Origin of the sequence: Streptomyces sp. MUSC 14 (assembly GCF_001866675.1) — a bacterium.
Classification (GTDB): Bacteria; Actinomycetota; Actinomycetes; order Streptomycetales; family Streptomycetaceae; genus Streptomyces.
In genome coordinates this window covers 118,717-136,239 of record NZ_MLYN01000008.1, presented here as the reverse complement: position 1 = coordinate 136,239, position 17,523 = coordinate 118,717, and the positions used below count along the sequence as shown (strand labels likewise).

At 72.8% G+C, this 17,523-nt stretch carries 13 protein-coding genes; 11 read left to right on the top strand and 2 right to left on the bottom strand.

Annotation, left to right across the window (positions count from 1 at the left end; all coding sequences use genetic code 11):
- Positions 1–54 precede the first annotated feature (54 nt).
- From BIV25_RS04195 to BIV25_RS04165, 7 genes are all read left to right on the top strand, one after another.
- Complete coding sequence (locus tag BIV25_RS04195) at positions 55–369, top strand: hypothetical protein (RefSeq protein WP_071370747.1); 315 nt, start codon at positions 55–57, stop codon at positions 367–369.
- A gap of 214 nt (positions 370–583) precedes the next feature.
- Entirely contained in the window at positions 584–2,818 is a 2,235-nt protein-coding gene (locus tag BIV25_RS04190) for an MMPL family transporter (protein WP_071370746.1), read from the top strand.
- Complete coding sequence (locus tag BIV25_RS04185; protein WP_071370745.1) at positions 2,793–3,368, top strand: GNAT family N-acetyltransferase; 576 nt, start codon at positions 2,793–2,795, stop codon at positions 3,366–3,368. Before BIV25_RS04190 ends, BIV25_RS04185 begins: the two co-directional genes overlap by 26 nt.
- Before the next feature lie 35 nt (positions 3,369–3,403).
- The gene (locus tag BIV25_RS04180) at positions 3,404–4,009 is read left to right on the top strand and encodes a hypothetical protein (protein ID WP_071370744.1); all 606 of its coding nucleotides are present in this window, start codon (positions 3,404–3,406) and stop codon (positions 4,007–4,009) included.
- A 226-nt stretch (positions 4,010–4,235) separates the two neighbouring features.
- Positions 4,236–4,427: a hypothetical protein gene (locus BIV25_RS04175; RefSeq protein WP_071370811.1), complete on the top strand. Its 192-nt coding sequence runs from the start codon at positions 4,236–4,238 to the stop codon at positions 4,425–4,427.
- Positions 4,428–4,576: 149 nt separating this feature from the next.
- Positions 4,577–7,624 (top strand): helix-turn-helix transcriptional regulator, encoded by a 3,048-nt coding sequence (locus BIV25_RS04170; RefSeq protein WP_107485916.1) that lies wholly within the window; start codon positions 4,577–4,579, stop codon positions 7,622–7,624.
- Between the two features lie 65 nt (positions 7,625–7,689).
- A complete protein-coding gene (locus tag BIV25_RS04165; RefSeq protein ID WP_071370743.1) occupies positions 7,690–7,902 on the top strand; it encodes a DUF6191 domain-containing protein in 213 nt (70 codons plus the stop codon).
- A 15-nt stretch (positions 7,903–7,917) separates the two neighbouring features.
- Here BIV25_RS04165 and BIV25_RS04160 read toward each other — a convergent pair whose 3' ends face one another.
- Both BIV25_RS04160 and BIV25_RS04155 read right to left on the bottom strand, forming a co-directional pair.
- On the bottom strand, positions 7,918–9,075 hold the full coding sequence (locus BIV25_RS04160) for a sorbosone dehydrogenase family protein (protein WP_371272985.1): 1,158 nt from the start codon (positions 9,073–9,075) through the stop codon (positions 7,918–7,920).
- A gap of 100 nt (positions 9,076–9,175) precedes the next feature.
- On the bottom strand, positions 9,176–10,174 hold the full coding sequence (locus BIV25_RS04155; protein WP_071370741.1) for an aldo/keto reductase: 999 nt from the start codon (positions 10,172–10,174) through the stop codon (positions 9,176–9,178).
- A 75-nt stretch (positions 10,175–10,249) separates the two neighbouring features.
- Here BIV25_RS04155 and BIV25_RS04150 point away from each other — a divergent pair, with 75 nt between their 5' ends.
- From BIV25_RS04150 to ilvN, 4 genes are all read left to right on the top strand, one after another.
- Positions 10,250–11,227, top strand: coding sequence for a 2-hydroxyacid dehydrogenase (locus BIV25_RS04150; RefSeq protein WP_256255567.1), 978 nt, complete (start codon positions 10,250–10,252; stop codon positions 11,225–11,227).
- Positions 11,228–11,649: 422 nt separating this feature from the next.
- Positions 11,650–14,688 carry a bifunctional diguanylate cyclase/phosphodiesterase gene (locus tag BIV25_RS04145; protein WP_079176418.1) on the top strand — a complete coding sequence of 1,013 codons (3,039 nt, stop codon included), beginning with the start codon at positions 11,650–11,652 and terminating at the stop codon, positions 14,686–14,688.
- Positions 14,689–15,065: 377 nt separating this feature from the next.
- On the top strand, positions 15,066–16,913 hold the full coding sequence (locus BIV25_RS04140) for an acetolactate synthase large subunit (protein ID WP_177235149.1): 1,848 nt from the start codon (positions 15,066–15,068) through the stop codon (positions 16,911–16,913).
- A gap of 20 nt (positions 16,914–16,933) precedes the next feature.
- Complete coding sequence (gene ilvN, locus BIV25_RS04135; RefSeq protein WP_071370738.1) at positions 16,934–17,458, top strand: acetolactate synthase small subunit; 525 nt, start codon at positions 16,934–16,936, stop codon at positions 17,456–17,458.
- The last annotated feature ends 65 nt before the right edge of the window (positions 17,459–17,523 follow it).

Here is a 17,523-nt window from a genome sequence, read left to right as displayed (position 1 = left end):
GTCCTCCGGGGCCGCACGCCTGCGTGCCGGACGCAGGCACTACGCTCGCCCGCCATGAGCACACGTACCGACTCCGACACCGAACCCGCCATAACCGAAGCGGAGGACCGGGCGGACCCTGTCGAGGACGCCCGCCGGGCCCGCTGGCTGGCCGTCGGCACCGGTGTGCTGCTGACCCTCGCCGGGCTCGCCGCCTCCCTGTTCAAGCTCACCGGCGCCGCCTCCGCCCGCGTTCCCGCCGACTACGGCCTCGGGGCCGCCGTGTGCGCCCTCGCCGCCGCGCTCGGGGCCAAGGGCCGTACCCGCAGAGCGCTGGGGCTGATGATCGCCGGGACGATGGTCATGGCGCTGGGGGACCAGTCCCACTGAAGACCGATGTAAGTGCCCGGTAAAGCGACAGAGTTCAAGGGACTGTTTGTGAGCTGCCTCCCACTCGTGTGAAGAAGCCCACGAACACGGCAAACGATCACATTCGCCTGCAAGAGTGTCCTGCGCTTGCTCATCCGTTCTTTGCGGGCTGTTCAGTTCATGGACGATGGTTCCCGGTCAAAGATCCACACATCGCGATTCTGGGAGCACGTCCGTGGCAGACCTCGCCCGTTGGTGTGTCCGGCACCGGTTGATCACCGTGCTGCTGTGGCTGCTCGCCTTCGGCGGGGTGAGTGCGGCCGCCGCCGTCGCCGGGACGTCGTACTCGAACAACTACGAGGTCCCGGGCACCGAGTCCGGCCGGGCGGAGCACCTGCTCAAGGAGGGTTTTCCGCGGCTGGGCGGGGACAGCGACACCGTCGTCTGGCACACCGGCGGCGGTACCGTCCGCGCCCCGGGGGTCGAGCAGACCATGACCCGCACCCTCGACCGGATCGCCGCCCTGCCCGGCGTGGCCTCCGTGTCCGGCCCGTACGGCCCCCAGGGCGGCCACCGGATCAGCGCCGACGGCCGCACCGCCTACGCGACCGTCACCTTCACGCAGCCCTCCGAGCAGATCGGCAAGTCCGAGGCGCAGGCCGTGGTGAGCACCGCCAAGGCCGCCGCGCACGACGGGCTCCAGGTCGAGCTGGGCGGCGACGCGATCGGACTCACCGCGTCCCCGCGCGAGCACACCGCCGAGCTGGTCGGCGTGCTCGTCGCCGCCGTCGTGCTGTTCCTCGCCTTCGGCTCGCTCGCCGCCTCGGCCCTGCCCATCGCCACCGCGCTGGTCGGCGTCGGCACCGCGTACGCCGGCATAGGGCTGCTCGGACACGCCATGACCGTCGCCGACTTCGCGCCCATGCTCGCCATGCTGATCGGGCTCGGCGTCGGCATCGACTACGCGCTGTTCATCGTGACCAGACACCGGCGCGGCCTGAAACGCGGGCTGAGCGTCACCGAGGCCGCCGTGAACGCCGTGGCCACCACCGGACGGGCCGTCGTGTTCGCGGGTGCGACGGTGTGCATCGCCCTGCTGGGCATGCTGATCCTGCGTCTCGGCTTCCTCAACGGGGTCGCCGTCGCCGCCTCGTTGACGGTCGTGCTCACCGTCGCCGCCTCGGTCACGCTGCTGCCCGCCCTGCTGTCGTACATCGGCCCGCGCGCCCTCGGCCGCCGCGAGCGGCGCCGGCTCGCCGCGCACGGACCGCGCCCGGAGCTGCCCACGGGACTCGCCGCCCGCTGGTCGGCGCTGGTCGAACGCCACCCCCGACTGCTCGGCGCGCTCGCCGTCGCCGTCATCGCCGTCCTCGCCCTGCCCACCCTCTCGCTGCACCTCGGCACCTCCGACCAGGGCAACGACCCGCGCACCTCCACCACCCGCAAGGCCTACGACCTGCTCGCCGAGGGCTTCGGACCGGGCGTGAACGGGCCGCTCACGCTGGTGACCCGGGTCGACGGAGCCGCCGGGAAACTCGCCCTGGACAACCTCGACGACACCCTGCGCGCCACCCCCGGCGTCGCCTCCGCCACCCCGGTCGTCTACGGCGCCGGCGGCGAGACCGCCTACCTGACGGTCGTCCCCGCCTCCGCGCCGCAGTCGCAGGACACCAGCGCCCTCGTGGACCGGCTGCGGGACCACGTCCTGCCCCGCGCGGAGGCCGGCACCTCCCTCGACGTCCAGGTCGGCGGAGTGACCGCCGGATACGACGACTTCGCGGATGTGATCGTCGGCAAACTCCCGGTGTTCGTCGGCGCGGTCGTCGGACTCGGCTGCCTCCTGCTGCTGGTCGCCTTCCGCTCGCTCGGCATCCCGGCGAAGGCCGCCGCGATGAACATCGCCGCCGTGGCCGCCGCGTTCGGCATTGTCGTCGCCGTCTTCCAGTGGGGCTGGGGCAGCGAACTGCTCGGCCTCGGCCGGGCCGGGCCCATCGAGCCCTTCCTGCCCGTGATCATGGTCTCGGTCCTCTTCGGCCTCTCCATGGACTACCAGGTCTTCCTGGTCAGCCGGATGTACGAGGAGTGGCTGGAGACCGGCGACAACCGGCGCGCGGTCCGCGTGGGCCTCGCCGAGACCAGCCGGGTCATCAACTCCGCCGCGGTCATCATGATCTCGGTCTTCCTCGCCTTCGTGCTCAGCGGCGACCGGGTCATCGCCATGTTCGGCATCGCGCTGGCCGCCGCCGTCGCCCTCGACGCCTTCGTACTGCGCACCCTGCTCGTGCCCGCCCTGATGCACCTGCTCGGCGCCGCCAACTGGTGGCTGCCCGCCTGGCTGGAGCGTCGCCTGCCGCGCATCAGCATCGAGCCGCCGGAGTGCCGCGGCGGACATGAGAGGCTCGGGGACGTCTCGATGGCGGAGCTGAGTGAGGAACAGGAACACGATGTACGCGACATCCCTGGGCGATGACGGAGCCGAGCTGCGGCCCCTGGAGGTGTGGCACGCCGAGGAGGTCCTCGCGAACATCGACCGGGGGCGGGAGTTCATCGGCCGGCACGTCGGTCTGCCGGACGTGGTGTCCGACCTGGACGGCGCGCGTGCGTGGCTGAAGGCGTACGCCGACAAGCGGGCCGTCGACGGCGGGAGTCTGCACGGCATCTGGCTCGACGGCATGCTCGTGGGCGGGCTGCTGTTCCGCGTGTGGGACACCCCGAGCGGCGTGTGCGAGGCCGGCTGCTGGCTGGAGCCGGCGGCGGCCGGGCGCGGACTGGTCACCCGGGGGCTGAGGGTGCTGCTGGACTGGGCGTTCGAGGAGCGCGGCATGCACCGCGTGGAGTGGCACGTCTCCTCGGTCAACGAGCCCAGCATCGGTGTGGCCCGGCGGCTCGGCATGTCCCGTGAGGGCGTGCTCCGCGAGAACTACCCGCACCGGGGCGTGCGCACCAGTACCGAGATCTGGTCGGTGCTCGCCCCCGAGTGGCGTGCGGCACGCGCGCGTACCGGGCGGAACGATCATTAAGAGACCTCTCAGACAGCGTCCGTACGGTGCCGGGCATGGCAACGAAGACGAAGGAAGGCGCCGCGGCGCACAGTGACGCCGAGACCGCGGCGCAGGACGCGACCGCCGTCGAGGAGACCGCGCGGACGGGATCCGGCGACGAACACCCGGAGCAGGAGGCGGACCGGGACCTTGAAGCGGGCCCGGGGGAGGACCTCGACGAGGACGGCGAGCCGGAGGCGGACGGCGAGCCGGAGGCCAAGGTGCCCTCGGGTGTCGGCCAGGGCGCCGGTGCCGTCGTCTCCGCCGCGCTGGGCCTGGTCTCGCTCAGCGGCGGCTGGATCGGCACCGTCGCCGGTGCCCGCCAGCAGCTCGTCGGCCAGCTGCAGACCTCCTCCACGGCGACCGTCGCCAAGCAGATCAAGGCGGTCTACGGCGACGCCTGGCACAGCACCGCGCTGTGGGCCGGAGTGTTCGCGCTGGCCGCGCTGCTCACCGGCGTGGTCGTGCTCGTCCGTCCGGCGTTCGGCACTCCGGGCCGCCCCCAGACGCCCTGGATCAAGTCGGTCGCCTGGGCGGGTGTCTCGCTCGGTGTCATCGGCCTGGTCCTGGCCGTCCTGAAGTACTCCGACGCACTGCTGGCCCTGCCCTCGGCGGGCTGAGAAACCGCAGGTCCCAGGGGCCTTAGGGAATCCGTGAGTACCTTACGGGCGCCCTGAGGCCCCTTACGCGTGCGTGCGGGCCGCGGGCGGGCACCAAGATGCGGAACCCTCCCGATGTGGCGCACCCCCCTCGCGGACGAAGGTGGAGGCATCGCAGAACGCGAGGCACGACACCGACGCTCACCGAGCCTTCGACGCTCGCCGAGCCCGCACCGAGGGACACGTCATGATCGAGATCGAGTACCACAAGATGCGCTCCGCCCAGCTGCTCCGCACGGCCGAGGAGGAGCGCCTGGCCCGCTCCGTCGCCCGGGCCCGCCGCGCCGCCCGCCCCGCGGACCGGGCCGGCCACGACGGCGCGGGTGCCGAGTCCGATACCGGGCGGGGCCGCCGGCACCGCCTCCCGCGCACCGCGTGAACCCCGGGCCGGCGGACCGGGGCGGGACGGCGCAGGGCCGTACGGGGGTCGGCCGTCGTCCGTCCCGCCCCACACCTCGCCCGGTCGGCGGTACGACCATCACACCGGATCTGTGGAAAACCGGTGACCCGCCACCCGGACCTCGTGCGATGCTCGGGCCCGTGGAGACCAGGTCCGTCAGTCCCGTGTTCGTCGGCCGCGCCGACGAGTTGGACACCCTGAACGACGCGCTCGCCCGCGCCCGCGCCGGCGAGCCGCAGGCACTGTTGCTCGGCGGCGAGGCCGGGGTCGGCAAGACCCGCCTCGTCGAGGAGTTCGCCGCGGCCGCCGGGCGGCACGCGGTCGTCGCCGTCGGCGGCTGCGTCGAGATCGGCGCGGACGGCCTGCCGTTCGCCCCGTTCTCCGCCGCGCTGCGCGCCCTGCGCGACGCACTGCCCGAGCAGTTCTCCGCCGCCGTGTGCGGACAGGAGGAGGAGCTGGCCCGGCTCCTGCCCGACCTGGGCGAGGCCGGTGCCGGCCGGCACGACGAGCAGGGTGTGGCCCGCCTCTTCGAGCTGACCGCCCGCGTGCTGGAGCGGGTCGCCGCCGACCAGCCCGTCGTGTTCGTCCTGGAGGACCTGCACTGGGCCGACGCCTCCACCCGCCATCTGCTCGCCTACCTCCTGCGCACCCTGCGCGCCGGCCGGCTCCTCGTCCTCGCCAGCTACCGCTCCGACGACATCCACCGCCGCCACCCGCTGCGCCCCCTGCTCGCCGAGCTGGACCGGCTGCGCACGGTCCGCCGGGTCGAGCTCGCCCGCTTCACGCGCGAGGAGGCCGGCCGCCAGATCGCCGGCATCATCGCCGCCGAACCCGACCCCGACCAGGTCGACGACATCTTCGAACGCTCCGACGGCAACGCCTTCTTCGTCGAGGAACTCGCCGTCGCCGCCTGGGAGGGCTGCTGCACCGGCCTCACCGACTCCCTGCGCGATCTGCTCCTGGTCCGGGTCGAGGCGCTGCCCGAGCGTGCCCAGCGGGTCGCCCGGATCGTCGCCGAGGGCGGTTCCACCGTGGAGTACCGGCTGATCGCCGCCGTCGCCGGGCTCACCGAGGACGATCTCATCGAGGCGCTGCGGGCCGCCGTCGGCATCAACATCCTCACGGTCACCGCGGCCGGTGACGGCTACCGCTTCCGGCACTCCCTGGTCCGCGAAGCCGTCGCCGACGACCTGCTGCCCGGCGAGCGCTCCCGGCTCAACCGCCGCTACGCCGAAGCCGTCGAGGCCGACCCCACGCTGGTCCCGGCCGACGCGCGCGTGATGCGCCTGGCCAGCTACTGGTACCACGCGCACGACGCCGCCAAGGCCCTGCCCGCCGTCCTGGCCGCCTCCGTCGTGGCCCGCCGCCGGCACGCCTACACCGAGCAACTGGGGCTGCTGGAGCGGGCGATGGAACTGTGGGAGAGCGCCCCCGAGGACGTGCGCCGCGTCCTGCGCCCGATCGACTGCGCCGAGGTCTACCCTCCCTGCGGCTGCGATCCGGCCACCACCCCGCTGCGCTACCTCGACCTGCTGGCCGAGGCCGCCGTCGCGGGCCGCTTCGGCGGCGAGCGCGAACGCGCCCTGAAGATCACCAAGCGGGCGCTGCGCCTCCTGGAAGAGGAGCCGGACCCCCTGCGCGCCGCCTGGTTCTGGATCCAGCGCTCCCGCCTGGTCCAGTCCCTGGCCCGCGGCGACGGCTGGCGGGAACTGGCCACCGCCCAGGACCTGGTGCGCGGCCTGCCGCCCTCGGAGGTGCACGCCGAGGTGCTGGCGCTCGCCGCCAACTGGTCCATGCTGCACCGGCCGGGAGCGGAGGCCTTCGCCGCCGCCGAGCGGGCCGTGGAGTACGCGCGCATGGTGGGCGCCCGCGACACCGAACTGCACGCCCGCCTCACCCTGGCCGGCCTCCAGGTGGACGCCGGAGACTTCGAGACCGGCCTCGCGGAGATGCGGCAGGTGCTGGCGGACACCGTTGCCGAGGGCGTGCGCCAGGTCGCGGGCCGCGCCTATGTGAACCTGCCGTCCGAGCTCCAGTCCGTCGGCCGCGACCGCGAGGCCGCCGAACTGCTGCGCGAAGGCCTCGCCTACGCCCGCGCGCACGGACTGCTGGACTCCGAGCCCTGGATGTGGTGCAACCTGTCCGAGTCGCTCTACGCGCTCGGCCAGTGGCCGCAGGCGGCCGAGGCCGCCGCGCACGCGGCCCGGGGCGGCCACAGTGCCCAGACACGCGGCTCGGGCTCCCTACGCCTGGCCTATCTCGCGCTGGCCCGCGGCGACCTCTCCGAGGCCGGCCGGCACCTCGCCGCCGCCCGCGCCCACTACGGCACCCACGACCCCATGCCCCAGCACTCCCTGCCGCTGGCCCGCGTCACCCTCGGCCTCGCCGCCGCGCAGGGCCGGGTCGCCGACGCCCGCACCGAGCTGGTCCGGGCCCTGGACGCCGGATTCCCGCCCGGCACCCAGCGCTACGGCTGGCCCCTGCTGCTGGCCGCCGCCACCGCCGAGGCCGACACCCGCACCGTGCCCGCCGCCCGGCCCGGCCGCGAGGAGACCCTCGACCGCCTCCGCCAGACCGTCCGCGGACTCACCACGGGCGCCCCGCTCTGGCAGGCCTACGAGCAGTGGACCCGTGCCGAACTGCTGCGCGCGCAGGGCACGGACACCGCCGACACCTGGTCGCCGGTCGTCACCGCCCTCGAGAGCCTGGACCGCCCCTACGACCTCGCCCGGGTCCGCCACCGGCTCGCCGGAGCCCTCCTCGCCGAAGCCGGCGCCGGGGACGACGAACGCGACCGTGCGGTGGAACTGCTCCGGCTGTCCGGCGCGGTCGCCGACCACCTGGGCGCCCGCCCCCTGGCCGACACGGTCGCCCGCCTCGCCCAGCGCGCCCGCCTCACCCTGACCCGCGCCGCACGCCAGGCCCTGGCACCCGCCGACCCGGCCGCGGCCCTCGGCCTCACCACGCGCGAGCGGGACGTCCTGCGTCTGGTGTCGGCCGGCCGCACCAACCGCCAGATAGCCGAGGAACTGTTCATCTCCCCGAAGACGGCGAGCGTCCACGTCTCCAACATCCTGAGCAAACTCGGCGTCTCGGGCCGGGGAGAGGCGGCGGCGCTGGCCCATCGGCTGGAGCTGTTCCCGGCCGAGACCGCCCCTGCGCCGTCGGCGGGCTGACTCGTACGCTGTAGAGGACCGGTCGGCGGGAGAGAGCGCCACGAGGAGAGAGCGGGGGAGAAGTTGTGTTCAACGCCTTCGAGGAACTGTTCGCGCCCAGCCGCAAGCACACCCAGGACGAGCAGAACCGCCTGGAGCTGACCCGGGAGGACGTCGGCGACGGCGATCCGGGGCGGGGGCCGATAGACCTGGCATCGGGCAAGGTGGTCGTACGCCTGCCGGAGCCGCCGCCCGCGGAGGCACCGGCCGCCGAGGCGAAGACCGGGGACGACGACTGACGACGGGCGGTCGGCTCACCGCACCCGTGCCTCCAGCACCCGGTCGTCGCCCTTCTTCGGCGTGCCGCGGCCGTCCGTGTTGCTCGTCACCAGCCAGATCCTGCCGCCGCCCGCCGCGACGACCGTGCGCAGGCGGCCGTACGCGCCGGTGAGGAAGGCCTGCGGGGCGGCGGCCGCCGCCGTGCCCTTCAGCGGGATCCGCCACAGGCGCTGCCCCTTCAGACCCGCCATCCAGATCACGCCGTCGACGTAGGCGATGCCGCTGGGGGAGGCATCGGCGGTGTGCCACTGGGCGAGCGGGTTCTGGAAGGCGGGGTCGGCGGACCTGCCCTCGGCGGTGGGCCAGCCGTAGTTCCCGCCGGGCTTGATCGCGTTCAGTTCGTCCCAGGTGTCCTGGCCGAACTCCGAGGCGAACAGCCGCTGCCGGTCGTCCCAGGCCAGGCCCTGTACGCTCCGGTGCCCGTAGGAGTACACCGGGGAGTCCGGGAAGGGGTTGCCCGGGGCCGGGTCCCCGTCCGGCGTGAGCCGCAGGATCTTGCCGCCCAGGGACTTCCGGTCCTGGGCCGGCCCCCGCTCACCGCTCTCGCCGGTGCCCGCGTAGAGCATGCCGTCCGGGCCGAAGGCGATCCGGCCGCCGTTGTGGACGGCACCCTTGGGGATGTCCCTGAACACCGTGTCGGGTGCGCCCAGTTGCTCCCCGGCCGGCTTCCGCTCGTCGTACAGGAGACGGGCGATGCGGTTGTCGGAGGCGGTGGTGAAGTAGGCGTAGATCATGTGGTCCGCGGCGAAGTCGGGGGAGAGCGCGATGCCCAGCAGGCCGCCCTCACCGCCCGGGGCGACTCCGGAGACGGCGCCCAGCACGCTCTTCTTCCCGGTCTTCGGGTCGATCCGGATGATCGTCCCGTCGTCGCGGGAGGACACCAGCAGCCCGCCGTCGGGCAGCGGGGCCAGCCCCCACGGCGACCTCAGCCCCTCGGCCACGGTGCGCAGCACCCGCACCGAGCCCTTGGCCGGCGGCACCGGACCGGTGGCCGGCGCGGAGGCGGAGGCGCCCGGCGCGGTACGGCCCGGCCGCGCGGCGCCGTCACCCGGGAACGGCGCACCACCGCCGGAGCACCCCGCGGTCAGCAGCAGGGCGGCGGTCAACACGGCCGTCACAGCACGCTGTTGCACGATCGGGATCCCTCCGGACGGCGACGGGTTCGACACCCGTCAACCTCTCACATCCGCCGACCACCCGGCCCCCGCGCCGTCCCCGCCCGTCGCGCCGGCCTCAGTCCCACGAGCCCTGGGCCGCCGGCAGACGGGAGATCTCCGTCAGGTCCTGCGGGGTCAGGCTCAGCCCGGACGCCGAGGCGTTCTGCGCGGCCCAGTGGTCCCGCTTCGTGCCCGGTACGGCGATGACGTGGCGGCCCTGGGCGAGGACCCAGGCGAGCGCCACCTGGGCCGGGGTGACGTCCTCGCCGTGGCGGCGGGCGATCCGGCGCAGGCCCGCGACGATCGGCTGGTTGGCCGCCATCATCTCGGCCGTGAACCGGGGGTGGCGGGCGCGCAGGTCGTCCGGTTCGAAGCCCTCGCCCGGGGTCAGCGTGCCGGTCAGGAAGCCGTTGCCCAGCGGCATCGCCGCGAGGAAGCCCACGCCCCGCGCCTCGCACCACCGCAGCAGCCCGTCCAGCGCCTCCGGCGACCACACCGACAGCTCCGCCTGCACCGCGGCCACCGGGAACACCTGCTGCACCCGCCGCAGTTGGCGCAGGGTGCCGTCGTGCAGCCCGGCGTCCGTGCGGCGGCCGCCGCGCGCTCCCACCGCGCACAGGCCGAGCGCCCGCACCTTGCCGGCGCGTACAAGCTCCGCCATCGCGCCCCACGTCTCCTCGACCGGGACCTCGGGGTCGGCGCGGTGCAGCTGGTAGAGGTCGATGACGTCGGTCTGCAGACGGCGCAGGGAGGCGTCACAGGCCCGTCTGACGTAGCCGGGGCGGCCGTTGGCCACGATGTGCTGCTCGCCCACCAGCAGCCCCACCTTCGTCGACACGAAGGCGTCCCCGCGGCGCTCCTTCAGCACCCGGCCCAGCAGCAGCTCGTTGGTGAACGGGCCGTACATGTCCGCCGTGTCGAGGAGGGTCGTCCCCGAATCCAGCGCCCGGTGCACTGCTCTCAGCGACTCCTCGCCCCGCCGACGTGAGGCGCTGTACGCCCAGCTCATCGGCATGCACCCGAGTCCGACGGCCCCCACCGCGAGTGCCCCCGCGCCGATCGTCCTGCGCTCCACCTGCTCGCGACCCTCCCTCTCCTCGCCCCCAACCTAACCTCTGCACTCCTGAGGCCCTGACATAGCCTCCGTTCCATGACTACGGACGTGTGGCTTCCCATCCCGCCCGAGGAGATCGAGGGGCTGCCCGCCGGGCCCCGGTACCTGTTCTGGGACGGTGGTGCGGACGGTGAGCAGGAGTTTCCCGGGGATCCCGCGGACTGTGCCGTGTACGTGGTGCCGTACATGAAGCCGCTGCCGGTGCGGGTGCGGCCGCTGGAGCGGCTGACCCGGGTGCGGCTCGTCCAGACGCTCACGGCCGGTGTGGACGACATCCTCGGGCGGCTCGACTCCCTCGTGCCGGGCGTCACGCTGTGCAACGCGCGCGGTGTGCACGAGACGAGCACCGCCGAACTCGCCCTCACCCTCACTCTCGCCTCCCTGCGCGGCATCCCCGGCTTCGTGCGCGCCCAGCAACAGGGGCGCTGGGAGGGCGGGTTCCGGCCCGCGCTCGCCGACAAGAGCGTGCTCATCGTCGGGTACGGAGCCATCGGCGAGGCCATCGAGGACCGGCTCACACCCTTCGAGGTTGCGCGGGTGGCGCGCATCGCGCGCTCGGGGCGCACCACAGCGCGCGGTCTTGTGCACCCGATCGCCGATGTGCTCTCACTGCTTCCGGACGCGGACGTCGTCATCGTGTCCACTCCGCTCACTTCGGCCACGCACGGGCTCGTCGACGCCGAGTTCCTCGCGCGGATGAAGGACGGCGCGCTGCTCGTCAACGTCGCCCGCGGATCGGTCGTGGACACCGAGGCGCTGCTCGCCGAGCTGAAGAGCGGCCGGATCACCGCCGCGCTGGACGTCACCGACCCCGAGCCGCTGCCGCCCGGCCACCCCCTCTGGCAGGCGCCCGGAGTGCTGATCAGCCCCCATGTCGGCGGCCCCTCCTCGGCCTTCCTGCCCCGCGCCGAGCGGCTGCTCGTCGACCAGTTGACGCGCTTCGTGAACCAGCAGCCGCTGCACAACGTGATCCTGACGACGGACGCCGGAACGGCGGACGGCGGCGGGCGCTGAACCGCCCCGTTCCCCGCTTCGCGCGAGCGCGGCCACCCCCGTCCGGCACCCTCCGCAACCCCTCGGACGCGGGCCGTGGCCACATCTCCCCTGGTCGTCACGGAGCGTAGAGAAGCTATGTCCCTGAGTGACGATCCTGGTGTATCGTCCCGACGAGGGGTAGCGCCGCTGACGTGTCGGCGCCGGGGATGGATATTTCAGATTTTGTGAGGGGGGCGACGGGCGATGCACGGCCTATGGACGAACGATCCGACGCGGCGGAGCCGCCGACGGCGACCCTGGCGCACGACCGCGCGCAGGCGCGGTCACCACACCGGCCACCACAGCAACCAGCAGCGCAGGCACAGTGCCCGCAGGCGGCACACGCACCCAGCGCAGCGGGACCGGCGCGACCGGGGAGCGGCGCAGACCGGGAGGCCCCGGTGACCGCGCCGCTCACGGTGACGACCACGTTCGAGGACGCGGTGCGCGCACCGCACCCGCAGGAGGTTCCGCCGCCGCGCCGGCCGACCGCCGGCGAGGGCTCGCGCGTGACGGAGCAACTCGTTCTCGCCCTGGTCTGCGCGGCCTACGCCGTCGGGGCCGCGTTCGACTGGGGTACGCGCGAAGTGGCGTTGATCATGGGCGACTTCGGGCTCAGCGCGGCGGCGGGCGTCGCCGCCGTCTCCTGCTTCCTGTACTCCCGCAGCCCACGCGTCCGCTTCCGGTCGGCCTGGCTGCTGTTCGCCCTGTCGTCGATGATGGCGTCCCTGGGCAACGCGGTCTGGGGGTGGTACGAGGTCGTCCTCGGCCGGTCCGTGCCCACGCCCAGCTACGCGGACCTGTTCTTCCTGTGCTTCGCGCCGCCCGCCATCGTCGGCCTGCTGGTGCTGGCCAAACGGCCGGTGAGCAAGGCCGGCTGGATCTGCCTCGGGCTGGACGCCTGGCTGATCGGCGGTTCGCTGCTGACCCTGTCGTGGAGCCTCGCACTCGCCCAGGCGGCCCGCTTCGACGGACCGAGCGTGCCCCACACCGCGCTGTCGCTGGCGTACCCGCTGCTCGACATCGCGCTGGTCAGCATGGTGCTCGCGCTGCACTTCCGCCGCTCCCCGGGCAACCGCACGGCGGTGAACACCGCGATCGGCGCGCTCGCGCTGACGGTGATGTGCGACGCGCTGTTCACCTCCCCGCTGCTGCACAGCAGCTACCGCTCCGGCCAGTTGCTGGACGCCGGCTGGTTCGCCGGTTCGCTGCTGCTCGCCTACGCTCCCTGGGCCGCCCGGCACCGGTGCGCGCAGGAGGCGCACCGGCCGGACGGGCACACGCGCGTGATCCACGAGCACGTGCCCGGGCAGCGCGGCCCGGGCCATCCGCCCACACCCGTGCCCGCGCCGGGCAGCGACCACAGCCGCTATCCGTCCGGCCGTCCGCTGACCGGTTCGCTCGCCGCGCTCACCCCGTACCTCGCCGCTGCCGTGTGCACCCTGGGCATCCTGTACAACGTCCTCAACGGCCGCCGGCCCGACCATGTCGTGCTGATCACGGCGGGCATGGTCGTGCTCGCGCTCGTGATCCGGCAGGGCATCATGCTGCTGGACAACATCACCCTCACCCAGGAACTGGCGCAGAAGGAGAACCACTTCCGCTCCCTGGTCCAGGGCTCCAGCGACGTCATCATGATCGCCGCACCCAACGGCGTCCTGCGGTACGTCTCCCCGGCCGCCGCCGGGGTCTACGGCCGGCCCGCCGAGGACCTGGTCGGCACCGAGCTGGCCGGTCTCATCCACCCGGAGGACCTGGGCTGCGTGGTGCACGAGGTGCGCCGCTTCCTCGTCGCCAGCCCGCTGGAGGAGCCCACCACCCGTATCGAGTGCCGCTTCCGCTCCGGCGACGACGGCTGGCTCAACGTCGAGTCGACCGTCAACCGCCACCACGGCGGGCTGATCTTCAACAGCCGGGACGTGACCGAACGCGTCCGCCTCCAGGCACAGTTGCAGCACAACGCCGAGCACGACCCGCTGACCGACCTGCCCAACCGCGCGCTGTTCACCCGGCGCGTCCAGCAGGCCCTGTCCGGCCGCCGGGCCACCGACCGGGGCGCGGCGCTGCGCAACACGGCGGTGCTCTTCATCGACCTGGACGGCTTCAAGGCCGTCAACGACACGATCGGGCACCAGGCCGGGGACGAGCTGCTCGTCCAGGCAGCCCGCAGACTCCAGGACGCGGTCCGGCAGGGGGACACCGCCTCCCGGCTGGGCGGCGACGAGTTCGCGGCCCTGATCGTCGGGGACGGCACCCGCGACCGTGCCGCCCGGGAGCGCAACATCCTGGAGCTCGCCGACCGCCTCAGGGTGACCCTCTCCCAGCCCTACGCCATCGACGGCAACGACGTCCGGGTCAACGCGTCCATCGGCGTCGCCTTCGCCGAACCGGGCCTCGGCGCGGGCGAGTTGCTGCGCAACGCCGACCTCGCGATGTACCGCGCGAAGGCGGCCGGCAAGGGCCGGGTCGAGCTCTACAAGCCGCAGATGCAGCAGGACGTCGTACGCAAGGCGGAGCTGGCCACCCGGCTGCGTGCCGCACTGCACGACGGCGAGTTCGCGCTGCTGCACCAGCCGGTGGTGTGCCTGGAGAACGGCCGGATCACGGCGGTCTCCGCGCAGGCGCGCTGGCGCTCGTCCCAGGGGGTGCTGTTCACCCCGGCCGAGTTCCTGCGGGTGGCCGAGGACGGTGACAAGACCGCCGAGCTGGACCGCTGGATCGTGCAGGAGGCCGTCGAGCAGGCCGCCGAACGGGCCGCGACCGGGCTCGTCATGCCGGTCACCGTCCGGATGAGTGCCCGGCGGCTGCTGGACCGTTCCATGCCACTCGGCTCGGTGGAGGCGCTGCTCACCCGGCACGGGCTGCCGCCCGGCGCGCTGGTCGTGGAGCTGTCCGACACCGATCCGCGGGTCTGCCTGGAGGATCTGGAGCGGCGCCTGACCGCGCTCAGCCGGCTCGGGGTGCGGATCGCGCTGGACGGCTTCGGCAGCGGCTACGCGGCCATCACGGCCCTGCGCAGGCTTCCGGTCGACATCCTGAAGCTCGACCGCGGCCTGGTCGAGGGCGTCGTGGAGTCCGCGCGGCTGCACAAGATCACCAGCGGTCTGCTGCGGATCGCCGGGGATCTCGGGCTCCAGTCCGTGGCCGAGGGCGTGGACCTGCCGGAGCAGGTCGTCGCCCTGCGCGCGATGGGCTGCACGCACGGGCAGGGCATGGCGTTCGCCGGGCCGGTGGACGAGTACCGGCTGCGCCGGGCACTCGGATCCGGCCACTACCCGGTGCCGCACGCACCGGCCGAGCCGGTGTTCGCGGGCAGCGTGCGCGAGCCACAGGGACGTGTCGGCATCGAGAGCGGGGCCGGACTGCGGTCCGAAGCGCTGCGCCCCGAAGGGCTGGGCACGGTCGTGGCCCCGGCGCCGAGCGGTGGGCCCCGGAGGTGACACGGGCCGTGGGCGAGTAGGCGAAGCACGTGGTGGAGTGGGGTGCGGGGGTGTACACAGAAGGTGTTCCCGCTGTCTTCGGAGGCGGCAGTGTCCTTCGCTCACATTCTGAGACTCCCGTCCCACCCACTTGACACGTGGTGCGCGTCAGAGGGAGGGTCAGTGCCATGCGCACCCGAATTCTCGTACTTGGCAAGCGCGTCGGCTGAGCTGGGACCCACCGGAGGACGATCCGGAATCCCCAGCGACCGCACCGGCGCGCTCCCCTCGCTTGCCTTACGGCACGAGGGGTTTTTTGTTGCACGAGCACCGATCGTGCGGCACTTGAACTCCGTACAAACCTCGCAAAAACCCTCAGCATCGAGAAGAGAATGCCGATGACCGAGCAGGCCACCGGGGCCCATCCGCAGCCGCGGCCCCGATCCGGAGGACAGCAGTCCGCCCCCGTCGAGCACGTCACGGGTGCGCAGTCCCTCATCCGCTCCCTCGAGGAGGTCGGCGTCGACACGGTATTCGGCATTCCCGGCGGCGCGATCCTTCCGGCGTACGACCCGCTGATGGACTCCACACGCGTGCGTCACGTCCTCGTCCGGCACGAGCAGGGCGCCGGTCACGCGGCCACCGGCTACGCGCAGGCCACCGGCAAGGTCGGCGTCTGCATGGCGACGAGCGGCCCCGGCGCCACCAACCTGGTCACGCCGATCGCCGACGCCCACATGGACTCCGTCGCGATGGTCGCGATCACCGGCCAGGTCGCCTCCAAGGCGATCGGCACGGACGCCTTCCAGGAAGCGGACATCGTCGGCATCACCATGCCGATCACCAAGCACAACTTCCTCGTCACCAAGGCCGAGGACATCCCGCGGACCATCGCGCAGGCGTTCCACATCGCCTCCACCGGCCGCCCGGGCCCGGTCCTCGTCGACATCGCCAAGGACGCCCTCCAGGCGAAGACCACCTTCACCTGGCCGCCCACCATGGACCTGCCCGGCTACCGCCCGGTGACCAAGCCGCACGCCAAGCAGATCCGCGAGGCCGCCAAGCTGATCACCGCCGCCAAGCGGCCCGTCCTCTACGTCGGCGGCGGCGTCATCAAGGCGCAGGCCACCGCCGAGCTGAAGGTCCTCGCCGAACTCACCGGAGCGCCTGTCACCACCACCCTGATGGCGCTCGGCGCGTTCCCCGACAGCCACCCGCTGCACGTGGGAATGCCGGGCATGCACGGTGCGGTCACCGCCGTCACCGCGCTGCAGAAGGCCGACCTGATCGTCGCCCTCGGCGCCCGCTTCGACGACCGCGTCACCGGCAAGCTGGACAGCTTCGCGCCGTACGCCAAGATCGTCCACGCCGACATCGACCCGGCCGAGATCGGCAAGAACCGCGCCGCCGACGTGCCGATCGTCGGTGACGCCCGCGAGGTCATCGCCGACCTGGTCCAGGCCGTGCAGAAGGAGCACAGCGAGGGCCACCAGGGCGACTACACCGCCTGGTGGAGCGACCTCAACCGCTGGCGCGAGACCTACCCGCTCGGCTACGACCTGCCCGAGGACGGCTCGCTCTCCCCGCAGCAGGTCATCGAGCGCGTCGGCCGGCTCGCCCCCGAGGGCACGATCTTCGCCGCGGGCGTCGGCCAGCACCAGATGTGGTCCGCGCACTTCATCCAGTACGAGAAGCCCGCCACCTGGCTGAACTCCGGCGGCGCCGGAACGATGGGCTACGCGGTCCCGGCCGCGATGGGCGCCAAGGCCGGGCAGCCGGAGCGGACGGTCTGGGCGATCGACGGCGACGGCTGCTTCCAGATGACCAACCAGGAACTGACCACCTGCGCGCTGAACAACATCCCGATCAAGGTCGCCATCATCAACAACGGCGCCCTCGGCATGGTCCGCCAGTGGCAGACCCTGTTCTACAACCAGCGCTACTCCAACACCGTCCTGCACAGCGGCCCGGACGACGTCAACCCGGACGCCCGGGGCACCCGTGTCCCGGACTTCGTGAAGCTGTCCGAGGCGATGGGCTGCGTGGGCCTGCGCTGCGAGCGCCCCGAGGACCTGGACAAGGTCATCGAGGAGGCGAACTCGATCAACGACCGCCCGGTCGTCATCGACTTCATCGTCCACGAGGACGCGATGGTCTGGCCGATGGTCGCCGCCGGCACCTCCAACGACGAGATCATGGCCGCCCGGGACGTCCGCCCCGACTTCGGCGACAACGAAGACGACTGAGCGAGAGAGACGAAGAAGACATGTCCAAGCACACGCTCTCCGTCCTGGTGGAGAACAAGCCGGGCATCCTCGCCCGGATCGCCGCCCTGTTCTCGCGCCGCGGCTTCAACATCGACTCGCTCGCGGTCGGCGTCACCGAGCACCCCGACATCTCCCGCATCACCATCGTGGTGGGCGTCGAGGAACTGCCGCTGGAGCAGGTCACCAAGCAGCTCAACAAGCTCGTCGAGGTGCTGAAGATCGTCGAGCTGGAGCCCGGCCAGGCCGTTCAGCGCGAACTCGTCCTGGTGAAGGTCCGCGCCGACAACGAGACCCGCTCCCAGGTCGTGGAGATCGTCCAGCTGTTCCGCGCCAAGACCGTCGACGTCTCCCCGGAGGCCGTCACCATCGAGGCCACCGGATCGGGCGAGAAGCTGTCCGCGATGCTCAAGATGCTGGAGCCGTTCGGCATCAAGGAGCTGGTGCAGTCCGGCACGATCGCGATCGGCCGCGGGGCCCGCTCGATCACGGACCGCTCGCTGCGCGCCCTGGACCGATCCGCGTAGCGCCGGCACCCGGCTGAAAAGGGGCGGCCGCGACACGTCGGCCGCCCGCATGCCGAGACCCCGGA

Bases quoted from the DNA above. Each gene is read 5' to 3' on its own strand.
- BIV25_RS04195 (WP_071370747.1), top strand. From the start codon at position 55: ATGAGCACACGTACCGACTCCGACACCGAACCCGCCATAACCGAAGCG.
- BIV25_RS04185 (WP_071370745.1), top strand. From the start codon at position 2,793: ATGTACGCGACATCCCTGGGCGATGACGGAGCCGAGCTGCGGCCCCTG.
- BIV25_RS04180 (WP_071370744.1), top strand. From the start codon at position 3,404: ATGGCAACGAAGACGAAGGAAGGCGCCGCGGCGCACAGTGACGCCGAG.
- BIV25_RS04175 (WP_071370811.1), top strand. From the start codon at position 4,236: ATGATCGAGATCGAGTACCACAAGATGCGCTCCGCCCAGCTGCTCCGC.
- BIV25_RS04170 (WP_107485916.1), top strand. From the start codon at position 4,577: ATGCTCGGGCCCGTGGAGACCAGGTCCGTCAGTCCCGTGTTCGTCGGC.
- BIV25_RS04150 (WP_256255567.1), top strand. From the start codon at position 10,250: ATGACTACGGACGTGTGGCTTCCCATCCCGCCCGAGGAGATCGAGGGG.
- BIV25_RS04140 (WP_177235149.1), top strand. From the start codon at position 15,066: ATGACCGAGCAGGCCACCGGGGCCCATCCGCAGCCGCGGCCCCGATCC.
- ilvN (WP_071370738.1), top strand. From the start codon at position 16,934: ATGTCCAAGCACACGCTCTCCGTCCTGGTGGAGAACAAGCCGGGCATC.